21 protein-coding genes are annotated in these 17,498 nt (G+C 58.6%); 6 read left to right on the forward strand and 15 right to left on the reverse strand.

The window, feature by feature from the left end:
- Positions 1-16 precede the first annotated feature (16 nt).
- Complete coding sequence (locus ACA066_RS00445; protein WP_497697690.1) at positions 17-439, forward strand: PA0061/PA0062 family lipoprotein; 423 nt, start codon at positions 17-19, stop codon at positions 437-439.
- Between the two features lie 6 nt (positions 440-445).
- Here the strand turns inward: ACA066_RS00445 and ACA066_RS00450 are convergent, their stop codons facing one another.
- Together ACA066_RS00450 and ACA066_RS00455 are read right to left on the reverse strand one after the other, a co-directional pair.
- Positions 446-679, reverse strand: coding sequence for a DUF1161 domain-containing protein (locus tag ACA066_RS00450; RefSeq protein ID WP_497697691.1), 234 nt, complete (start codon positions 677-679; stop codon positions 446-448).
- 149 nt (positions 680-828) lie between these two features.
- A complete protein-coding gene (locus ACA066_RS00455; protein ID WP_497332283.1) occupies positions 829-1,260 on the reverse strand; it encodes an OsmC family protein in 432 nt (143 codons plus the stop codon).
- A gap of 244 nt (positions 1,261-1,504) precedes the next feature.
- On the opposite strand from ACA066_RS00455, the gene ACA066_RS00460 reads away from it, so the two are divergent.
- A complete protein-coding gene (locus ACA066_RS00460; protein WP_497697692.1) occupies positions 1,505-2,506 on the forward strand; it encodes an LLM class flavin-dependent oxidoreductase in 1,002 nt (333 codons plus the stop codon).
- Between the two features lie 68 nt (positions 2,507-2,574).
- Here ACA066_RS00460 and ACA066_RS00465 read toward each other — a convergent pair whose 3' ends face one another.
- On the reverse strand, positions 2,575-2,796 hold the full coding sequence (locus tag ACA066_RS00465) for a DUF1161 domain-containing protein (protein ID WP_497697693.1): 222 nt from the start codon (positions 2,794-2,796) through the stop codon (positions 2,575-2,577).
- A 122-nt stretch (positions 2,797-2,918) separates the two neighbouring features.
- A complete protein-coding gene (locus ACA066_RS00470) occupies positions 2,919-3,134 on the reverse strand; it encodes a dodecin (protein ID WP_057011580.1) in 216 nt (71 codons plus the stop codon).
- A 159-nt stretch (positions 3,135-3,293) separates the two neighbouring features.
- Between ACA066_RS00470 and ACA066_RS00475 the strand changes: the two genes are divergently transcribed.
- A complete protein-coding gene (locus ACA066_RS00475) occupies positions 3,294-3,620 on the forward strand; it encodes an ElaB/YgaM/YqjD family protein (RefSeq protein ID WP_497697694.1) in 327 nt (108 codons plus the stop codon).
- On the opposite strand, the gene ACA066_RS00480 is transcribed toward ACA066_RS00475, so the two are convergent.
- A complete protein-coding gene (locus ACA066_RS00480) occupies positions 3,617-4,510 on the reverse strand; it encodes a LysR family transcriptional regulator (RefSeq protein ID WP_497697695.1) in 894 nt (297 codons plus the stop codon). The two genes, ACA066_RS00475 and ACA066_RS00480, sit on opposite strands and share 4 nt — an antisense overlap.
- 126 nt (positions 4,511-4,636) lie before the next feature.
- On the opposite strand from ACA066_RS00480, the gene trpB reads away from it, so the two are divergent.
- The 3 genes from trpB to ACA066_RS00495 all read left to right on the forward strand — a co-directional run bounded on the left by trpB (position 4,637) and on the right by ACA066_RS00495 (position 7,234).
- Positions 4,637-5,857, forward strand: coding sequence for a tryptophan synthase subunit beta (trpB, locus tag ACA066_RS00485; RefSeq protein WP_497697696.1), 1,221 nt, complete (start codon positions 4,637-4,639; stop codon positions 5,855-5,857).
- The gene (gene trpA, locus ACA066_RS00490; RefSeq protein WP_497697697.1) at positions 5,857-6,669 is read left to right on the forward strand and encodes a tryptophan synthase subunit alpha; all 813 of its coding nucleotides are present in this window, start codon (positions 5,857-5,859) and stop codon (positions 6,667-6,669) included. Before trpB ends, trpA begins: the two co-directional genes overlap by 1 nt.
- Before the next feature lie 121 nt (positions 6,670-6,790).
- On the forward strand, positions 6,791-7,234 hold the full coding sequence (locus ACA066_RS00495; RefSeq protein ID WP_497697698.1) for an anti-virulence regulator CigR family protein: 444 nt from the start codon (positions 6,791-6,793) through the stop codon (positions 7,232-7,234).
- 55 nt (positions 7,235-7,289) lie between these two features.
- Here the strand turns inward: ACA066_RS00495 and ACA066_RS00500 are convergent, their stop codons facing one another.
- The 10 genes from ACA066_RS00500 to ACA066_RS00545 form a co-directional block, all read right to left on the reverse strand.
- Entirely contained in the window at positions 7,290-9,251 is a 1,962-nt protein-coding gene (locus tag ACA066_RS00500) for a DUF7844 domain-containing protein (protein ID WP_497697699.1), read from the reverse strand.
- The gene (locus tag ACA066_RS00505) at positions 9,248-9,568 is read right to left on the reverse strand and encodes a DUF2388 domain-containing protein (RefSeq protein ID WP_214380071.1); all 321 of its coding nucleotides are present in this window, start codon (positions 9,566-9,568) and stop codon (positions 9,248-9,250) included. Before ACA066_RS00505 ends, ACA066_RS00500 begins: the two co-directional genes overlap by 4 nt.
- Positions 9,569-9,595: 27 nt before the next feature.
- On the reverse strand, positions 9,596-9,904 hold the full coding sequence (locus ACA066_RS00510; protein ID WP_497697700.1) for a DUF2388 domain-containing protein: 309 nt from the start codon (positions 9,902-9,904) through the stop codon (positions 9,596-9,598).
- A gap of 105 nt (positions 9,905-10,009) precedes the next feature.
- Positions 10,010-10,327, reverse strand: a complete 318-nt coding sequence (locus ACA066_RS00515) for a DUF2388 domain-containing protein (protein WP_497697701.1) — start codon at positions 10,325-10,327, stop codon at positions 10,010-10,012.
- A gap of 610 nt (positions 10,328-10,937) precedes the next feature.
- Positions 10,938-11,153, reverse strand: a complete 216-nt coding sequence (locus tag ACA066_RS00520) for a DUF1127 domain-containing protein (protein ID WP_007947887.1) — start codon at positions 11,151-11,153, stop codon at positions 10,938-10,940.
- 319 nt (positions 11,154-11,472) lie between these two features.
- Positions 11,473-12,966, reverse strand: a complete 1,494-nt coding sequence (scpC, locus tag ACA066_RS00525; RefSeq protein ID WP_497697702.1) for a succinyl-CoA:acetate CoA-transferase ScpC — start codon at positions 12,964-12,966, stop codon at positions 11,473-11,475.
- Between the two features lie 180 nt (positions 12,967-13,146).
- Positions 13,147-14,580 (reverse strand): NAD(P)(+) transhydrogenase (Re/Si-specific) subunit beta, encoded by a 1,434-nt coding sequence (locus ACA066_RS00530; RefSeq protein WP_497697703.1) that lies wholly within the window; start codon positions 14,578-14,580, stop codon positions 13,147-13,149.
- Complete coding sequence (locus ACA066_RS00535; protein WP_017335806.1) at positions 14,580-14,903, reverse strand: NAD(P) transhydrogenase subunit alpha part 2; 324 nt, start codon at positions 14,901-14,903, stop codon at positions 14,580-14,582. Before ACA066_RS00535 ends, ACA066_RS00530 begins: the two co-directional genes overlap by 1 nt.
- Before the next feature lie 15 nt (positions 14,904-14,918).
- On the reverse strand, positions 14,919-16,040 hold the full coding sequence (locus ACA066_RS00540) for a Re/Si-specific NAD(P)(+) transhydrogenase subunit alpha (protein ID WP_497697704.1): 1,122 nt from the start codon (positions 16,038-16,040) through the stop codon (positions 14,919-14,921).
- A gap of 434 nt (positions 16,041-16,474) precedes the next feature.
- Complete coding sequence (locus ACA066_RS00545; protein WP_497697705.1) at positions 16,475-17,374, reverse strand: LysR family transcriptional regulator; 900 nt, start codon at positions 17,372-17,374, stop codon at positions 16,475-16,477.
- Positions 17,375-17,498 lie beyond the last annotated feature (124 nt).

Below are 17,498 nucleotides of genomic sequence, written 5' to 3' on the forward strand. Positions count from 1 at the left end.
CCTCGGGACATTCATCATGCGCAGGTTGTTGCTATTGCTCGCGGCAGGCGCCATCGCCGGTTGCCAGAGCCCGCTGCCGGCGGTCAATCCACAGATGGCCTGGGTCGAGTTCTCGACGCCTTTCCCCAACGATAAGTTGCTGATGGCGGAACGACTGGACAAGCAGCGATTGCGCGATGGGCGTTACTTCCAGGTGACGCCCGGCAGCCATGAGCTGATCGTTCGTTTCGACTTTGAAGTGCCCGGTGGCGGGGGCTTGGGCGTGATGAACGGTCCCTCGGAACGGTTGTGCTACCTGACCATCAACTACGATCATTTCGAAGCAGGCCAGCGTTATGTGCTGGAAGGCCGTTCGATAGCGTTCACCCCCGGCGCTCGGTTGTACAACGCCAAGCGGGAAATCGTCGCTGAAGACCGAGAGTCCTATTGCCTCATGTGAGGCGGATCAGCGGTCGTTCTTCTGGTAAATGATTTTCTTCGTGCCGCCTTCGCACGAGCCAACGACCATATTCTGATCGTGCACTTCGTCGTTGGTGACGATTTCCAGCGTGTAGGACGAGACGTTATTGGCCTGGATCTTGGCTTCGATCTCGGCCTTGAGTTCTTCACAGGATTTCGGTGCCGCGAGGGCTGATGTGGCCAGCGCGCAACAGATAACCACCAAGGCAAAACGTTTCATGGTTGAAGCTCCTTTGAGGCAGCACGCAGGTTGATGCGTTTTCGCTGCTGTCATTTATTCGACCACAGTCACGCCAGCCGCGTTTTGTTTCAACGCAAAAAAATCGCAGCCTGTGGAAGGCTGCGATCACTTATCGCGACAACGCGGATCTAATTGACCAGTGTGGCATCCAGACTGATCTTCGCATTCAACACTTTGGAGACCGGGCAGCCTTCTTTGGCTTTATTGCTGAGCTCCTCGAACTGCGCTTGAGTCGCGCCAGGGATTTTTGCCTTGAGGATCAATTTCACCGCCGTGATCGCGAACCCGCCGTCCACTTGGTCCAGTGTGACCTCGGCATTGGTATCGATGCTGTCAGCCTTGAGACCGGCATCGCCGAGAATCATCGAAAATGCCATGGAGAAACAACCGGCGTGGGCCGCGCCGATCAGCTCTTCCGGATTAGTGCCTTTACCGCCCTCGAAACGAGCCTTGAAGCCGTAGGGCGCTTCTCTGAGAACACCGGTTTCCGTGGAAATCGAGCCGATGCCGGTTTTCAGATCACCTTCCCAATGCGCTGATGCTTTCTTGGTAATAGCCATGTCTGCCTCCTCAGGATCCGGCGCGAAGCGTCGCGCCTTCGTGGTTTTCGGTTGCTAGGGTTCTGAGGATAGACGGTGGTGCAAAGTTCACCTGATCTCATTAATCCTACCGTTTTCGTAGGATTTTTTGCCTTGGCTATTGAAACTCGGGTATATGCCCTCATTGCATGAAACACGCTTATGGATTCGGCAGGTTTTCGTTTTCAAGAAAAAACCTGCGTCCTCAATTTGGAGAAGCAGGTTTATGAAACAACTGTCCGATATCAAATTCTCGACCCTTGATCTGGTGCCTGTGCGCGAGAATGGCAGCGCAGCCCAGTCGCTGCGTAACTCTCTGGACCTGGCGCAGCACGTCGAAAAATTCGGCTACAACCGTTTCTGGGTGGCGGAGCACCACAACATGGACGGCATCGCCAGTTCGGCGACCTCGGTGTTGCTTGGCTATCTGGCTGGCGGCACGTCCACCATTCGGGTCGGCTCGGGTGGCGTGATGTTGCCCAACCACGCGCCGCTGGTGATCGCCGAGCAGTTTGGCACCCTCGAAAGCCTTTATCCGGGCCGGATCGACCTCGGCCTGGGACGCGCCCCCGGTTCCGATCAGATGACCGCCCGCGCCCTGCGCCGTGAGCGCTCCGGCAGCGCCGACGATTTCCCTGAAGATGTGGCGGAGCTGATGCGCTACCTCGGCCCACGCACGCCGGATCAACGGATCATCGCAATGCCGGGCACCGGCACCAATGTCCCGGTCTGGTTGCTGGGTTCGAGCCTGTTCAGTGCACAACTGGCGGGTGAGCGCGGTTTGCCCTACGCCTTCGCTTCCCATTTCGCACCGCGTTTCATGCATGAGGCGATTCGCGTCTACCGCAATCACTTCAAGCCTTCAGCGGTATTGGATAAGCCTTACGTGATGCTTGGCGTTCCACTGGTAGCGGCTGATACCGACGAGCAGGCCGAGTATCTGGCAACGTCGGTCTATCAGCGCATCCTCGCGTTGATGCGTGGCCAAAGCCTGGTGCAACGTCCGCCGGTGAAAACCATGGATGGCCTGTGGCTGCCCCATGAGAAAGACGCGGTCCATGATTTCCTGGGGCTGGCAATGGTTGGCAGCCCGCAGAAAATCCGCGCCAAGCTGGACGTATTGATTGAGCAGACCCAGGCAGACGAGCTGATTTTCACCTGCGACCTGTACGAACATGCCGATCGGGTGCACTCCTACGAGCTGCTGGCGCAGGTCATGAAGGGCTGACGCTGAAACAACGCGCACAAAAAAGCCGACGCCATTGCGTCGGCTTTTTCATTAACGATGGAATCAGCCTATCGCTTGTAGACGATTTCCTTGGTGCCTTTTTCACAGGTGCCGACGACTTTTCCGTCAGTAGGAGTGCCTTTATCGACGATCTCAAGCGAATAACCTGATACGCCCTTGGCATCAAGTCCCGCAGCAATCTCGGCTTTGAGCTCTTCGCACGACTTGCCTTCAGCAAAGGCTGTACCTGCAAGGCTCAACAAACCTACCGCCAACATAAACTTCTTCATCGGTCGCACTCCCTGGTCGGATCAAAGGGAGCATCCAGCCATCAGCCGGATGCACTCATGTAGCGCTTTGCCATTCCTTATGGCATTTGGCCGGCGCGCAAGTTCAGGAGACTTGCTCAAACTCAGCTGCTGGCAATCCGGAACCCGACTTTGAGCGTTACCTGGAAGTGTGCTGCCTTGCCGTCCTTGATGTGTCCGCGGGTTTCGGTCACTTCAAACCATTCCAGGTGCTTGATGCTCTTGTTGGCTTCGGCCAGCGCGTTGTTGATGGCGTCTTCAATGCTGGTGGTGGATGAGCCGACAAGCTCGACTTTCTTGTAAGTGTGATGGTCAGTCATGGGCTTTCTCCCTTGGGGTTTGAAATACAGCCTAGCAGTGATTTTTCGTATTACTTCTGTCGGCCTGTCCGACACAGAAGTTCAGATTTACTGCACTTTCTCGAACCCCTGAAGTCCCAACCAACACACGCCACTCATCATCAATGCAGGAGAGCCACCATGGCCAACACCTCTTTACGTAAAGCCTCATTGCAAAGCATGGAAGCCGAGATCGAGAGTCTGCTGAAATCTTTGGAAAACCTGAAGGACGACGCTTCGGACGAGTCGCGTAAAACCCTCACGGCCTTGAAAGCCAACGCCGAGAGTGCCCTGAAACATTCGCGCCATCTGCTCAGTGATGCGTACGAAGAAGTCAAAGTCAAAACCCGTGAAACCGGGATCGCCACCCGGGACTACGCGCAGGAACACCCTTGGACTACAGCCGGTGTCGCTGTGGGTGCGCTGGGTCTGCTCGCCGCTTACCTGCTGTTCAAACGCGGCGACTAATCTGCTTGGCGCAGCTCGTTTTTGAGCCACTGTGCCAGTTGCCGAGCGCGCCCGTCCGCGGAGCGCTTGGGTAGCCACAACGCCAGTTGCGCCGGGGTTTCACTGAAGCCCCACGGCGCAACCAGGCGACCGGCCTTCAAGTCCTCGGTCACCAGTGGTTCAGGGGCAATCGCCACACCCAGCCCGGCGACCGCCGCCTCCAGCAAATAATACAAATGCTCGAAACCCTGCCCGTACTTCAACGCATTGGCGTCGAGGCCGCTTTGCTGCGCCCAGCTTGGCCAGGCCTGCGGACGTGAGGTGGTGTGCAACAACGGCTCGTTCAACAGCGCGCTTGCCGGTGCCTTTTCGAGTCGGTCGTAACCGGCGATGCGTGGGCTCATGACCGGGCCGATGCGTTCGCTGGCCAATTCGTAGACTTGCATGTCCGCGGGCCATGGCGGCTCGGCAAACACCAGTAACGCGTCCAACCCCGGTCGACGAGGATCGAGATCGCCTTCTCCGGCCGACAGGTGCAGGCGCAGGTCTGGCAAGTCAGCATTCAACCGCCCCAGGCGCGGAATGAACCAGCGCGCCAGCAGACTCCCCGAGCAGCCAAGCACGAACGGTGCGTCGGCTGTGCTTTGCGTCAATTCGGCGCAGACGGTGCGCAACCGTTCGAACGCTTCACCGCTGGCGTCGCGCAATCGCACGCCGGCATCTGTGAGTTTAAGGCCGCGTCCGTCCTTGATGAACAGACTCACGCCGAGATGCTCTTCGAGCACTTTCAGTTGCCGGCTCACTGCGCCGTGGGTGACGTGCAGCTGTTCGGCGGCCTGGCTGACGCTGTTCAGGCGGGCAGTGGCTTCGAAGGCGCGAAGGGCGTTCAGCGGTGGAAGGTCATGGCTCATGGAATCTGTGAGTTTTCCTGACGGGTTGCGGCGATCTTATCGGTTTTCAGCTCAGGGCGTCAGGGGTAGAGTTAAGCGCACTCTCTCTTCAAAAGCTTCATCTCACCCATTCAACCGGAGCGACCCATGACCCAGACTAATCTGCGCAACGGCCCCGACGCCAACGGCCTGTTTGGCGCGTTCGGTGGCCGCTACGTCGCCGAAACCCTGATGCCGTTGATCCTCGATCTGGCCCGCGAATATGAAGCGGCCAAGGAAGATCCGGCATTCAAAGAGGAATTGGCCTACTTCCAGCGCGACTACGTCGGACGTCCGAGCCCGCTGTATTACGCCGAACGCCTGACCGAATTCTGCGGCGGCGCGAAGATTTATCTGAAGCGTGAAGAGCTGAACCATACCGGCGCGCACAAGATCAACAACTGCATCGGTCAGATCCTGCTGGCCCGGCGCATGGGCAAAAAACGCATCATCGCCGAGACCGGCGCCGGCATGCACGGCGTGGCAACCGCCACCGTGGCCGCGCGTTTTGGCCTCGACTGCGTGATCTACATGGGCACCACCGACATCGAGCGCCAGCAAGCCAACGTATTCCGCATGAAACTGCTGGGCGCCGAAGTGATCCCGGTGGTCGCCGGCACCGGCACTCTGAAAGATGCGATGAACGAAGCCCTGCGTGATTGGGTGACCAACGTCGACAGCACCTTCTACCTGATCGGCACCGTGGCCGGCCCGCACCCTTATCCGGCGATGGTTCGCGACTTCCAGGCCGTCATTGGCAAGGAAACCCGCGAACAGCTGCAAGCCCAGGAAGGTCGTCTGCCCGACAGCCTGGTGGCGTGCATCGGCGGTGGTTCCAACGCCATGGGCCTGTTCCATCCGTTCCTCGACGACAAAAGTGTCGAAATCATTGGTGTCGAAGCGGCCGGTCACGGCATCGAAACCGGCAAGCACGCCGCGAGCCTGAACGGCGGCGTACCGGGTGTGCTGCACGGCAACCGCACTTTCCTGCTGCAGGATGACGATGGCCAGATCATCGATGCTCACTCGATCTCCGCCGGCCTCGACTACCCGGGTATCGGCCCGGAACACGCCTGGTTGCATGACATCGGTCGCGTTCAATACACCTCGGTGACCGATGACGAGGCCCTCGACGCATTCCATAAGTGCTGCCGCCTGGAAGGGATTATTCCTGCATTGGAAAGCGCCCACGCCCTGGCCGAAGTATTCAAGCGCGCACCGAGCTTGCCGAAAGATCACCTGATGGTGGTCAACCTGTCCGGCCGAGGCGACAAAGACATGCAAACCGTGATGCACCACATGGAACAATCCAAGCAGGAGAAACACTGATGAGCCGCCTGCAAACGCGTTTTGCCGAACTCAAGGAACAGAACCGCGCCGCCCTGGTGACCTTCGTCACCGCCGGCGACCCAAGCTATGACACTTCGCTGGCGATCCTGAAAGGCTTGCCCGGTGCTGGCGCCGACGTGATCGAGCTGGGCATGCCGTTCACCGATCCAATGGCCGACGGCCCGGCGATCCAGCTGGCCAACATTCGCGCACTGGGTGCCAAACAGAACCTGTTGAAAACCCTGCAAATGGTTCGCGAGTTCCGTGAAGGCAACAGCGAAACGCCGCTGGTGCTGATGGGCTACTTCAACCCGATCCACATGTACGGCGTGCCACGTTTCATCGCTGACGCCAAAGAGGCCGGCGTGGATGGTCTGATCGTGGTCGACCTGCCGCCCGAGCATAACGGCGAGCTGTGCGACCCCGCGCAGGCTGCCGGTCTGGACTTCATCCGTCTGACCACCCCGACAACCGATGATGTGCGCCTGCCGACGGTTCTGAACGGCAGCTCCGGTTTCGTCTATTACGTGTCTGTGGCTGGGGTGACCGGGGCCGGCGCGGCGACGCTGGAACACGTTGAAGAAGCGGTTGCGCGTCTGCGTCGCCACACCGATCTGCCAATCAGCATCGGTTTCGGCATTCGTACACCGGAGCAAGCGGCGTCCATCGCGCGTCTGGCTGACGGTGTCGTGGTGGGTTCGGCGTTGATCGATCACATCGCCAATGCATCGACGCCGGATCAGGCGATTGATGGCGTGTTGAGTCTTTGCGCGGCGCTGGCCGATGGCGTGCGTAAGGCCCGTGTCAGCTGAAGGTAAAGTTCCTGATACAGAGGAATTAGAGCCTCGCGGCACAGACTAAACAGCAAGACCGAGGGCTTCAGGACTACGTTCTGAAGCCCTTTTTGCTGTAGGTGCAGTGAGGAAAGACCTGATGAAAATGCCGAAACGTCTGATTGCCAGCCTGGGCGCGCTGATGCTCAGTGCCACCCCATTGCTGCACGCCAGCGCCGATCAGCGCGACGATCACGACCGCGGCGGCCAGCAACAAGGCCATTACGACAACCACGGCGATGACCACCGTGGCCCGCAGGACAACCATCGCGGCGGCCCTCCGCCACGGGACTTTGGCCCGGTGCGCCAGTCGATTCGCGACAATCATGGCTATTTCGTACGCGGTGCGCCGCCACCTCCTGGCATTCATCTGGAACGTGGTCGGCCATTGCCGCACGGTTATTACGGAGAACGCCTGGATAATCGCGCGCTGAGTCGGCTGCCGTATTACCAGGGTTATGAATGGCGGCGCGCGGGTGGCGACATTGTCCTGATTGCCGTGGGCACCGGGATCGTCTATGAAATTCTGGATGGGGTGCTTTGATTTAACGGACAGGCAAAAAGAAGGCTTCGTGGTTCATCCACGAAGCCTTTTTCCTTTATGGCAGTTCCAATCCGCCCGACGCTTTATGCAATTTCCGCAAATGCTCGCCAACCTGCTTCAGGTTGGCTTCGTTGGCGGCCATCTCCGCTGCACGGCTCGGCTCGAGCAACGCTCTCACTTCCTTGTCCAAATCACCGGTCAATGCCTGAAGCTGCTTCTGCCGCAGGCTGCTTTCCGATTCCAGGCGTTGCCATTCACTGGGCTGAGGCAATCCATAACCGCCGGTGCCGAGCAGCTCCGCCGGACGGCTGAGGAAGCCGCTGTTGGCGAGAATCTGCTGCAACGTCGCGTTGGCCTTGTCCATGCCGCCGTTCTTCAACTCCCGGGCGCCGAGATAGCGTTGCTTCACTTCGTCCTGGGCCAGCACCAATTGTTGTCGGAAAGCGGCCTGTTCCAATAGCAGCAAAGCCGCGCTGGTGCGCAAGTCAGCCTGGTCAATCCACTGGCGACGTTCTTCAGCCTTCAAGGACAACCAGTCTTCGACCTTGTCCTGTTTGATCGGCAGGTGCTTCTTCAGCACTTCGAACATCGCTTGATAGCGATCACGGAAAGAGTCGAAGCGATAGCCAAGCCGCAGTGCTTCGCGAGGATCGTCCAGCACGCTGGTATCCGCCAGTCCGCGTCCCTTGAGCACTTCCAGCAAGCCGTTGGGCATGATGTTGTCCAGCCCGACCAGTTTCGCGTTGTTGGTGCCGCTGCGTAGCAACTTCAAACCTTCAACCGCGCAGTTGTTGGACAGGAAGAAGTAATTGCCGTCGTAGCTCCAGTGCATTTCGGCGGCGTGTTCCACCACGTCTTCAATCTCGTTGCGCGACAAATTCAGCGGCACCGAGGCGAGGCTGCGCAGTTCGGTCTTGGTGTACTCGTCGATCACTTGGGCCAGCGGCAGGACGAACAGGCGCGACGGGTACTTGCCGACTAATCCGTCCCAGCTCGACAGCTGTACGTCACCCACGAAGGCACGGTAGGACAACACCAGGTGCTGGTCCAGATCCAGCCGACAATCCGGCCCGCGTGGCCGGCCCGGTGCGCAGATTACAAGGCGCAACATGCTGTGGCCCCAGCGGCTGACCCAGTTCTGGTTGGCTTCGGCCAGCAGATAGTCCACGGCATACACCCGTTCCGGGTCGACCTGGCCCAAGGGCTGTTTGGCGAAGTCATTGCCGGCGTTGAGGAAGGCGAAGGATTTGCCGCAGATGTCTTTGGCGGCGGGTGCCCAGCCAAAATGTTCTTTGTAGTAGCGGTACAGCGCAGGGCGGCGACAGGCGTAGCTCGGGTCGAGGAGGAAATACTCCATGTTCACCGCGACGAACTCTTTCGGACTGCTCGTTTCGTAGATGTCCGGGCTGCGGGCGATCTGTCGGTTGTGCTGTTCGCGTTCGCCGCGACGGCCGACGTATTGCGGCCAGCCAGCAAGGTCGAGCAGGCGCGGGTCATCGCTGAGGGTAAAGCGTCGGGAGGATTGGCCGCGGCACTCATCCGGAATGCCGATCAGCCCGGAACTGTTGTTACGTCGGGTGCAGCGTTGGATCAGCGTGCGCTCACTGGTGGACCAGAGTCGCGAGCGGTCGTAAATGTGGGTGAGTTCGTGCAGCACCGTGGCCAGCATTTCACGGCGGACGGTGCCGTGAGGGCGATAAGTCTTTTTGGTTGCAGCGCTGCCGTCGGTGAGGCTGGCAAGCAGGTTGCGGTTGAGATCAAGCTCGGATACCAGTGCCGCCTGGCCGTAGGCGTTGCTCGGCATGTCATCGGTCCAGCCAACGTCGATGCGCCGGTCGAGTTGCTCGATGAACCGCGGCGGCAATGCCTGTATGGCTTCATCAAGCAGCGCCTGGCTGGCCTGTTGTTGCGCAGGGCTCAAACCTTCTGTCTTGAGCCGTAATTGCAGGCCGGCCTGGGCCGTATTGCCGAGCAGCAACACGACCCCGGCCAGGAGCCAGGCACTTAACGACCTCACAGTGCGAGGATGGCTTCGGCGAGTACCTGATCACTGGCGTCCCGAGCTTCCGGTACGCGGGTGCGCAATGTATTGAGGGCGGCTTCCAGGTGCGCACCACGAATCTCGCCATCGCTGGCGACGAAACTGGCTGCATCGTCATGGGCTTCACGAACGATTTTCGAATCACGGATGGACGTGGTGGTGTCGGACGTGAAATTGAGTGTGCGTTGGGTGGCGTTGATGATCATGTTACTGGTGGCAACCAGGGTGTGCGCCTGGGCCAGATCGGCCAATAACAGCAGGCCAAGGGTGGCGACAATCAGTGGGCTACGCATGGAACGACTCCGGACGAACGAGGATAACTATTGGACGAGAATAGCCTGCGCCAGTTCAAGATCGCTTGCATGAAGTTTTGGCTGGGCCCGACGCAGGTAATCCAGCGCGGATTCCAGTTGTGCTCCTCGCAATTGTCCGTTACTGGCAATGAATGACGCGGCGTCGTCCCGGGCGGCCAGCAGCAGCTTACGGTCGAAGGGGGCGGAGATCACCATGCTTGTGGCGTAGCCAGTGGCCACGAGACCCTGTGTCGTCAGGTCAAAGGCATGGGCCGAGCCCGCCCAGCAGGCCACCATGAAAACCGGTGTCATCAATAGATGTGTAGGAAAACGCATGAGACTCGACAGTTGAAGGCGAGTCCCAAGGCTAGCGCAACGCCCGGTCTAGAGCCAGCGCGAAACATTGGGACACGTTGGGCGTATCCCGGGAGGAGATGACTTTTAGATAGTCAGAATAGCCTGAGCCAGTTGAGCGTCCGTTGCGTTCAACCCTGGCGCCTGATGGCGAATGTGGTCAAGTGCGCTTTCGAGTTTCACGCCGCGAATGGCGCCCTCGCTGGCGACGAAGCTGGCGGCATCATCTCGGGCGGCACGGACGATCTTGTCATCACGAAAGGACGACGTGACATCGGAAGTGGCGTCGGACGTAGCCTTGAGTGCACCGACGACGGCATCGGTGGTCACGATGAAGCTGGTGGCGTGGGAATTGGCAGCCACGGCAAACAGGGCTGCAGCGCTGAGCAGACGAAGACGGGACATGGTGTAACTCCTTTGGTGAGTCGATTGAGAGGTGGCGCGGTTTCTGTTGAGTCAGACGCCTGTCGCGCAGTCATCGCCACGTTCTGGCTTGATATTAGGCCTGTAGGTGTCGGTTCGCACAGTCCCGTCTGTTCAAGCGGACGTCAGCGCCAGAACGGCTTATCCAACTCTCTGACTCGATCTGAATGACTGATGCCCAGGTCAGACAGCTGCCTGCCATCGAGTTTGCGCCAGTAAACGCGGGGTTCTGGCTCTCTCGCGGCTGTCGGCGAGGCCTCTGAGCAATCTTCCAGGCCAGGTAAACCGAGGCTTGGAGTTCGGGGTGGTAGCGGCAAGATCCAGAAGGTGATCCATGGTGCAGTCCTTTTGCTGGCAGGTCGGGATTTCATGATGATCCCGCCCGATACCCCAGGACAGACACACTCAAGTAAAATTGTACTGGTTCAGTTTTGTATTATTGCTAACTGTACCTGTCACTCGCTATGACTATTGTCTTGAGAATTTCGTGGCCCAAAACGACAAAACCCGTCGTGGTTTCCCACGACGGGTTTTGTTTGTTCAATTCGGGTGCTGGCGGTTGACCTTAAGGATCAGAGCCAGCGACGCTAACTTAGCGCCAGAACGGCTTGCTCAGCTCTTCGTAGCGTTGTGCTTCGCTAATCCCGGCGTCAGCCAGCAGACGCGAATCCAGACGAGCCAGTTGGTGGCGGCTGGAGATGCGGCGCTGCCACAGCATCAGGTTGGCGATAACGCGAAGAGGCATGGAAGCCTGGGTTTTTGCAGCGGTGTCTTCGAAGAACAGATCGGAACTGAGTGTACGTTCCATGGTTTTCATCCTTCCGCTTGTGGCGGGATTAGGTAGTGGTTTAACTGATGCCAATGATCCTCTCGTTTGGCCAGTCTCTCTAGATACAGTTCACCTGTATTGTGAGGGACCAGTTAACTGTTAAAGGGTGGTGTACTGGTCCAAATTGAGGCAACTGTACCTGTCGGCACTTATATGGTGCATTTTTTAGGATTCAGGTCGGAAACGTAGGCAATTACGGTAGGAAATGACCGGTACAGCAGTACAGTTTTAAACACATTTCTGTCTGGCAACAGCGAGCTGACGAAACTGTGTTTGCGTCAGCTGCTATCTGTACCATTTACTCGGCGAGCATCCGCCCGGTTTCTTCCAGCTTCATGTGCCAGCTCAGTGCGTCACGCAGGATATGTGGCGTGTGCCCGCCGAGTGCGCAGGCGGCGGTGAAGTAGTCATCCAGGGCTTGGCGGTAATCGGGGTGCACGCAGTTGTCGATGATGACGCGAGCCCGTTCCCGCGGTGCCAAACCGCGCAAGTCCGCCAGACCCACCTCGGTCACGAGAATGTCGACGTCATGTTCTGTGTGATCGACGTGGCTGACCATCGGCACCACGCTGGAGATCGCGCCGCCCTTGGCGATCGACTTGGTCACGAAAATGGCCAGGTGCGCGTTGCGCGCGAAGTCGCCCGAGCCGCCGATACCGTTCATCATCCGCGTGCCGCAGACGTGGGTGGAGTTGACGTTGCCGTACAGGTCAAACTCCAGCGCGGTGTTGATGCCAATGATGCCGAGCCGGCGCACCACTTCCGGGTGGTTGGAAATTTCCTGCGGACGCAGGACCAGTTTGTCCTTGTAGCGCTCCAGGTTACCGAACACATCGGCGTTACGACGGCTCGACAAGGTGATCGAACTGCCTGAGGCAAAACTCAGCTTGCCGGCGTCGATCAGATCAAAGGTCGAGTCCTGCAACACTTCGGAATACATGGTCAGGTCTTCGAACGGCGAGTCGATCAGGCCGCACATCACGGAGTTGGCAATGGTGCCGATGCCGGCCTGCAGTGGGCCAAGTTTGTTGGTCATGCGCCCGGCCGCCACTTCCTGCTTGAAGAAGTCGATCAGGTGGTCGGCAATGGCCTGAGTGTCGACGTCCGGTGGCAGCACGGTCGAAGGCGAGTCGGACTGGTTGGTGATCACGATCGCGACGATCTTTTCTGGCGGGATCGGAATGGCGGTGCTGCCAATGCGATCGTCCACTTTCACCAGCGGAATCGGCGTGCGGGTCGGGCGATACGTCGGGATATAGATGTCGTGCAAACCCTCGAGGTTCGGGTTGTGCGCCAGGTTGATTTCGACGATCACGTGTTTGGCGAAAATCGCGAAGCTGGCCGAGTTGCCCACGGAAGTGGTCGGCACGATGTGGCCTTGTTCGGTGATCGCCACGGCCTCGATGACGGCGATGTCCGGCAGTTTCAGCTGCTGGTTGCGCAGTTGCTCCACGGTTTCCGAGAGGTGCTGGTCGATGAACATGACTTCGCCAGCGTTGATCGCCTTGCGCAAAGTGCTATCGACCTGGAATGGCATGCGACGCGACAGTACGCCGGCTTCGGTGAGCTGTTTATCGAGGTCGTTGCCCAGGCTGGCGCCGGTCATCAATGTGATTTTCAGCGGGGTGACTTTGGCGCGTTCGGCCAATGCGTGAGGCACGGCCTTGGCTTCACCGGCGCGAGTGAAACCACTCATGCCGACGGTCATGCCGTCCTCAATCAGAGCGGCAGCATCGGCGGCGCTCATCACCTTATCCAACAACGAAGGCAAGCGAATACGATCACGGTACATGGGTTGTTATCTCGGGTAACGGAAGCAAGGTGTGCAGTCTAGTGGCTTGAAAAAAATCCGTCCCGCTACCATGGTCGAATGCCGAGCCCTGATTTAGAGCCTTTGGTCGGGTTTCACGGGGAAATAAAAAACCCCAGCCTACTAAAGGCTGAGGTTTTGGGTATTGCGTTGGAGCAGGTTTTACTCGACGGCTTTGACCATGTCTTCGATGACCTTCTTGGCGTCGCCGAAGACCATCATGGTTTTATCGAGGTAGAACAGTTCATTGTCCAGACCGGCATAACCGCTGGCCATCGAACGCTTGTTGACGATGATGGTCTTGGCTTTGAACGCTTCGAGAATCGGCATGCCGGCAATCGGCGATTTCGGATCGTTCTTCGCGGCTGGGTTGACCACGTCGTTCGCGCCGAGCACCAGCACCACGTCGGCCTGACCGAACTCGGAGTTGATGTCTTCCATCTCGAACACCTGGTCATAAGGCACTTCAGCTTCGGCCAGCAAGACGTTCATGTGGCCAGGCATCCGACCGGCAACCGGGTGGATCGCGTACTTCACGGTCACGCCGCGGTGGGTCAGCTTCTCGGTCAGCTCTTTCAGAGCGTGTTGTGCCCGCGCTACCGCCAGACCGTAACCTGGAACGATGATCACGGTATCGGCGTTGGTCAGCAGGAAGGTCGCATCGTCAGCCGAGCCGGATTTCACCGGGCGAGCTTCCTTGGCGCCAGCCGGGCCTGCGTCGGCTGTATTGCCGAAGCCGCCGAGCAGCACATTAAAGAAGGAGCGGTTCATCGCCTTGCACATGATGTACGAGAGGATCGCACCGGACGAACCCACCAGCGAGCCGGCAATGATCAGCATCGAGTTGTTCAGCGAGAAGCCGATACCCGCTGCTGCCCAGCCGGAGTAACTGTTGAGCATCGATACCACCACCGGCATGTCCGCGCCGCCGATCGGGATGATGATCAGCACGCCCATCACGAAGGCCAGCGCCAGCATCAACGCGAAAGCGCTGAGGTTGCCGGTCATCATGAAGGTGATGCCCAACGCGAGCGTCGCCAGACCCAGCAGCAGATTCAGCTTGTGCTGGCCACCGAACTGTACCGGTGCGCCTTGGAAAAGACGGAACTTGTACTTGCCCGAGAGCTTGCCGAACGCGATCACCGAACCGGAGAAGGTGATTGCACCGATGGCAGCGCCGAGGAACAACTCCAGGCGGTTACCGGCAGGAATCGAATCGCCCAGTTGTTTGACGATGCCCAGCGATTGCGGCTCGACCACCGCCGCAATGGCGATGAACACTGCTGCCATCCCGATCATACTGTGCATGAAAGCGACCAGTTCCGGCATCTTGGTCATTTCTACGCGCTTGGCCATGATCGAACCGGCAGTGCCGCCGACCAGCAGGCCGACGATGACGTAACCGATGCCGGCGGTGGCAAGCTCTGCGCCCAGCTTATAGATGAGGCCCACGGTAGTGAGGATCGCCAGTGCCATGCCGAGCATGCCGTACAGATTGCCGCGCCGCGACGTGGTCGGGTGCGACAGGCCTTTCAGGGCCTGGATGAAGCAGATGGACGCGATCAAGTAGAGCGTCGTTACAAGGTTCATGCTCATTACTTGGACGCCTCTTCTTTTACCGCTTTCGGGGCTTTTTTCTTGAACATCTCAAGCATCCTGCGAGTCACCAGGAAGCCACCAAAAACGTTCACCGCCGCCAGAGCCACCGCCAGGGTGCCCATGGTTTTGCCCAGGGGCGTGACGGTCAATGCCGCCGCCAGCATGGCGCCGACGATTACGATCGCCGAGATGGCGTTGGTCACGGCCATCAACGGCGTGTGCAGTGCAGGCGTAACGTTCCAGACCACGTGATAACCGACATAAATCGCCAGCACGAAGATGATCAGGTTGTAGATACCGGGGGAGATAAGCTCTTCCATCGTCTGAATCCCTGCTTAGGCGTTTTTGCGGATGACTTGGCCGTCGCGGCACATCAGGCACGCGGCGACGATGTCGTCTTCGAGGTTCACTTCGAACTGGCCTTCTTTGTTGAAGACCAGCTTCAGGAAGTCCAGCAGGTTGCGCGCGTACAGGGCCGAAGCGTCTGCCGCGACCGCGCCGGCCAGGTTGGTCGGGCCGCAAATGGTCACGCCATTCTCCACCACCACCTGATCGGCTACGGTCAGCGGGCAGTTGCCGCCCTGAGCCGCTGCGAGGTCGATGACCACGGAACCTGGCTTCATTTGCGCGACGGTTTCCGCGCTCAACAGTGTCGGTGCCTTGCGGCCGGGAATCAGTGCGGTGGTGATGACGATGTCAGCCTGCTTGGCGCGTTCGTGCACGGCCAGGGCCTGACGCTGCATCCAGCTCGCAGGCATTGGGCGTGCGTAACCGCCGACACCGACGGCGCATTCACGCTCTTCATCGGTCTCGTAAGGCACGTCGACGAACTTGGCGCCGAGGGATTCGATCTGTTCTTTAACCGCAGGACGCACGTCAGACGCTTCGATCACCGCACCCAGACGTTTCGCCGTAGCGATTGCCTGTAAACCGGCAACACCGGCGCCAAGAATCAACACGCGCGCCGCTTTCACGGTGCCCGCAGCGGTCATCAGCATCGGCATGAAGCGAGGATAGTGGTGAGCGGCCAGCAACACGGCTTTATAGCCGGCGATGTTGGCTTGCGAAGACAGCACATCCAGGCTTTGAGCGCGGGAGGTGCGCGGCGCGGCTTCCAGCGCAAACGCGGTAATGCCGCACTCGGCCAGCTTGGCGATGGTTTCATTGCTGAACGGGTTGAGCATGCCCACCACTACGGTGCCACTCTTTATCAAAGTGAGTTCGCTGTCGCTGGGGGCGACCACCTTGAGAATCAGCTCGGCACCAAACGCATCGTTGGCGCTGCCAATGGTTGCGCCCGCCGTTTCATAAGCACTGTCGACAACGCTGGCATTAATGCCGGCGCCGCTTTGCACAGTGACCTTATGGCCCTGGCCGATCAGCTTCTTGATGGTTTCCGGGGTTGCAGCAACCCGTGTTTCACCCGTCTGGGTTTCGAGAGGAACACCAATGTGCACGACAAAATCTCCTGCGTGATCTTATTGAGTAAACCCAGGCACTTCGGATGGTGCGGCTGGGGCGGCCGATCAGCACGATCCCGCCAAATCAGAGCGGGGCGCGGCATTTTGCAGGCGAACTTTGTGCCCTTCAAGGGTTTATGACATGTGACGGAAAATTAACTACAAGTCACCCCGTGACCGAATGTCGCACTGAACGGTTCAATCCCTTGCAGGCCGTGCCTTGTAAGGATTTTGGCCAAAATTCAAGAATTTACACATCGGCACGGTGAATGAGGTGATATTGCTGCTGAATAGCGGCTCAAGGCCACGTCTTCAGGCGCTTGTGGGACGTTTGTACCGTTTTTCGGTACAGTCTGCGATATGCGACAAATACTTATATCTGTAGGGCTTTTGAATTGCTGACTACGGGGTCAAATAATCGCGTCAAGCCTTTATCCCTCTAGGTTGTAGCTTTGCGCCTGATTCACCAGCCAGTCGCGAAATGCCTTCAAAGACGCGGATTCGACCTTTCGCTCGGGAATCATCAGGTAATACGCCTTGATGCTGGACAGTGCTTGAGCATTAGCAATCACCAGTCGCTTCTCCGCCAGTTCGCGCTGAATCAGGAACGGCGGGATCAAGGCAATCCCCATGTCGTGCATCGCCGCTTGGGCAAGCATGGAGAATAGCTCGTAGCGCGGTCCTGTCATGTCTCGCGGGATATTAAGGTTCTGCGAGTTGAACCATTGGCGCCAGGCGTAAGGGCGGGTGGTCTGTTGCAGCAGGGGCAGCTCGGCAATTTCAGCGGGTGTGATGTTTGTCTTTTTGCCCAGTAGGGTGGGGCTGCACACGGGCATCGGATTTTCGCCCATCAGCCTGTGGGATTCAGTACCTGACCAGTCCGCATCGCCAAAATAGATCGCCGCATCGAAGTCGGTGTCGGCAAACAGGAAGGGGCGGGTGCGGTTGGTGAGATTGACCGTCACTTCCGGATGTCTTTGCTGGAAATCCTTGAGTCTTGGCAACAGCCATTGGGTACCGAAGGTGGGCACGACTGCCAGTTCGATCACGTTGGCGCCTTGCTGGCCCATGACCGACAGCGTGTCTCGCTCAACGGCGTCCAGTTGGGTGGCGACCCTGCGGCTGTAGGAAAGTCCTGCTTCCGTCAGCTTGACCCCGCGCCGGGAGCGTCGGAACAGTTCCACGCCGAGGAACTCCTCAAGGCTGGCGATCTGTCGGCAAATCGCTCCCTGGGTGAGTGAGAGCTCCTGGGCTGCCTTGGTAAAACTCTCGTGGCGTGCGGCCGCTTCAAAGCTGATCAGGGCCGTTGTGCTGGGAATCTTTCTGCGCATGTACGTCAACCTCACTAATGCATCGCATTAAAGCTGTTTCGCGGCGTTTCGGAGTGAGAAATTAGCACAACAGTATGCAAAATCCTCGTTTGCCGTGACGCCGAACCGGGCCTAGGATCAGTCC

It is taken from the genome of Pseudomonas sp. LBUM1651, from assembly GCF_059716135.1.

What these genes read in the sequence shown, in the direction of transcription:
- ACA066_RS00445 (WP_497697690.1), top strand. Translation starts at nt 17, where the DNA reads ATGCGCAGGTTGTTGCTATTGCTCGCGGCAGGCGCCATCGCCGGTTGC.
- ACA066_RS00450 (WP_497697691.1), bottom strand. Translation starts at nt 679, where the DNA reads ATGAAACGTTTTGCCTTGGTGGTTATCTGTTGCGCGCTGGCCACATCA.
- ACA066_RS00455 (WP_497332283.1), bottom strand. Translation starts at nt 1,260, where the DNA reads ATGGCTATTACCAAGAAAGCATCAGCGCATTGGGAAGGTGATCTGAAA.
- ACA066_RS00460 (WP_497697692.1), top strand. Translation starts at nt 1,505, where the DNA reads ATGAAACAACTGTCCGATATCAAATTCTCGACCCTTGATCTGGTGCCT.
- ACA066_RS00465 (WP_497697693.1), bottom strand. Translation starts at nt 2,796, where the DNA reads ATGAAGAAGTTTATGTTGGCGGTAGGTTTGTTGAGCCTTGCAGGTACA.
- ACA066_RS00470 (WP_057011580.1), bottom strand. Translation starts at nt 3,134, where the DNA reads ATGACTGACCATCACACTTACAAGAAAGTCGAGCTTGTCGGCTCATCC.
- ACA066_RS00475 (WP_497697694.1), top strand. Translation starts at nt 3,294, where the DNA reads ATGGCCAACACCTCTTTACGTAAAGCCTCATTGCAAAGCATGGAAGCC.
- ACA066_RS00480 (WP_497697695.1), bottom strand. Translation starts at nt 4,510, where the DNA reads ATGAGCCATGACCTTCCACCGCTGAACGCCCTTCGCGCCTTCGAAGCC.
- trpB (WP_497697696.1), top strand. Translation starts at nt 4,637, where the DNA reads ATGACCCAGACTAATCTGCGCAACGGCCCCGACGCCAACGGCCTGTTT.
- trpA (WP_497697697.1), top strand. Translation starts at nt 5,857, where the DNA reads ATGAGCCGCCTGCAAACGCGTTTTGCCGAACTCAAGGAACAGAACCGC.
- ACA066_RS00495 (WP_497697698.1), top strand. Translation starts at nt 6,791, where the DNA reads ATGAAAATGCCGAAACGTCTGATTGCCAGCCTGGGCGCGCTGATGCTC.
- ACA066_RS00505 (WP_214380071.1), bottom strand. Translation starts at nt 9,568, where the DNA reads ATGCGTAGCCCACTGATTGTCGCCACCCTTGGCCTGCTGTTATTGGCC.
- ACA066_RS00510 (WP_497697700.1), bottom strand. Translation starts at nt 9,904, where the DNA reads ATGCGTTTTCCTACACATCTATTGATGACACCGGTTTTCATGGTGGCC.
- ACA066_RS00515 (WP_497697701.1), bottom strand. Translation starts at nt 10,327, where the DNA reads ATGTCCCGTCTTCGTCTGCTCAGCGCTGCAGCCCTGTTTGCCGTGGCT.
- ACA066_RS00520 (WP_007947887.1), bottom strand. Translation starts at nt 11,153, where the DNA reads ATGGAACGTACACTCAGTTCCGATCTGTTCTTCGAAGACACCGCTGCA.
- scpC (WP_497697702.1), bottom strand. Translation starts at nt 12,966, where the DNA reads ATGTACCGTGATCGTATTCGCTTGCCTTCGTTGTTGGATAAGGTGATG.
- ACA066_RS00530 (WP_497697703.1), bottom strand. Translation starts at nt 14,580, where the DNA reads ATGAGCATGAACCTTGTAACGACGCTCTACTTGATCGCGTCCATCTGC.
- ACA066_RS00535 (WP_017335806.1), bottom strand. Translation starts at nt 14,903, where the DNA reads ATGGAAGAGCTTATCTCCCCCGGTATCTACAACCTGATCATCTTCGTG.
- ACA066_RS00545 (WP_497697705.1), bottom strand. Translation starts at nt 17,374, where the DNA reads ATGCGCAGAAAGATTCCCAGCACAACGGCCCTGATCAGCTTTGAAGCG.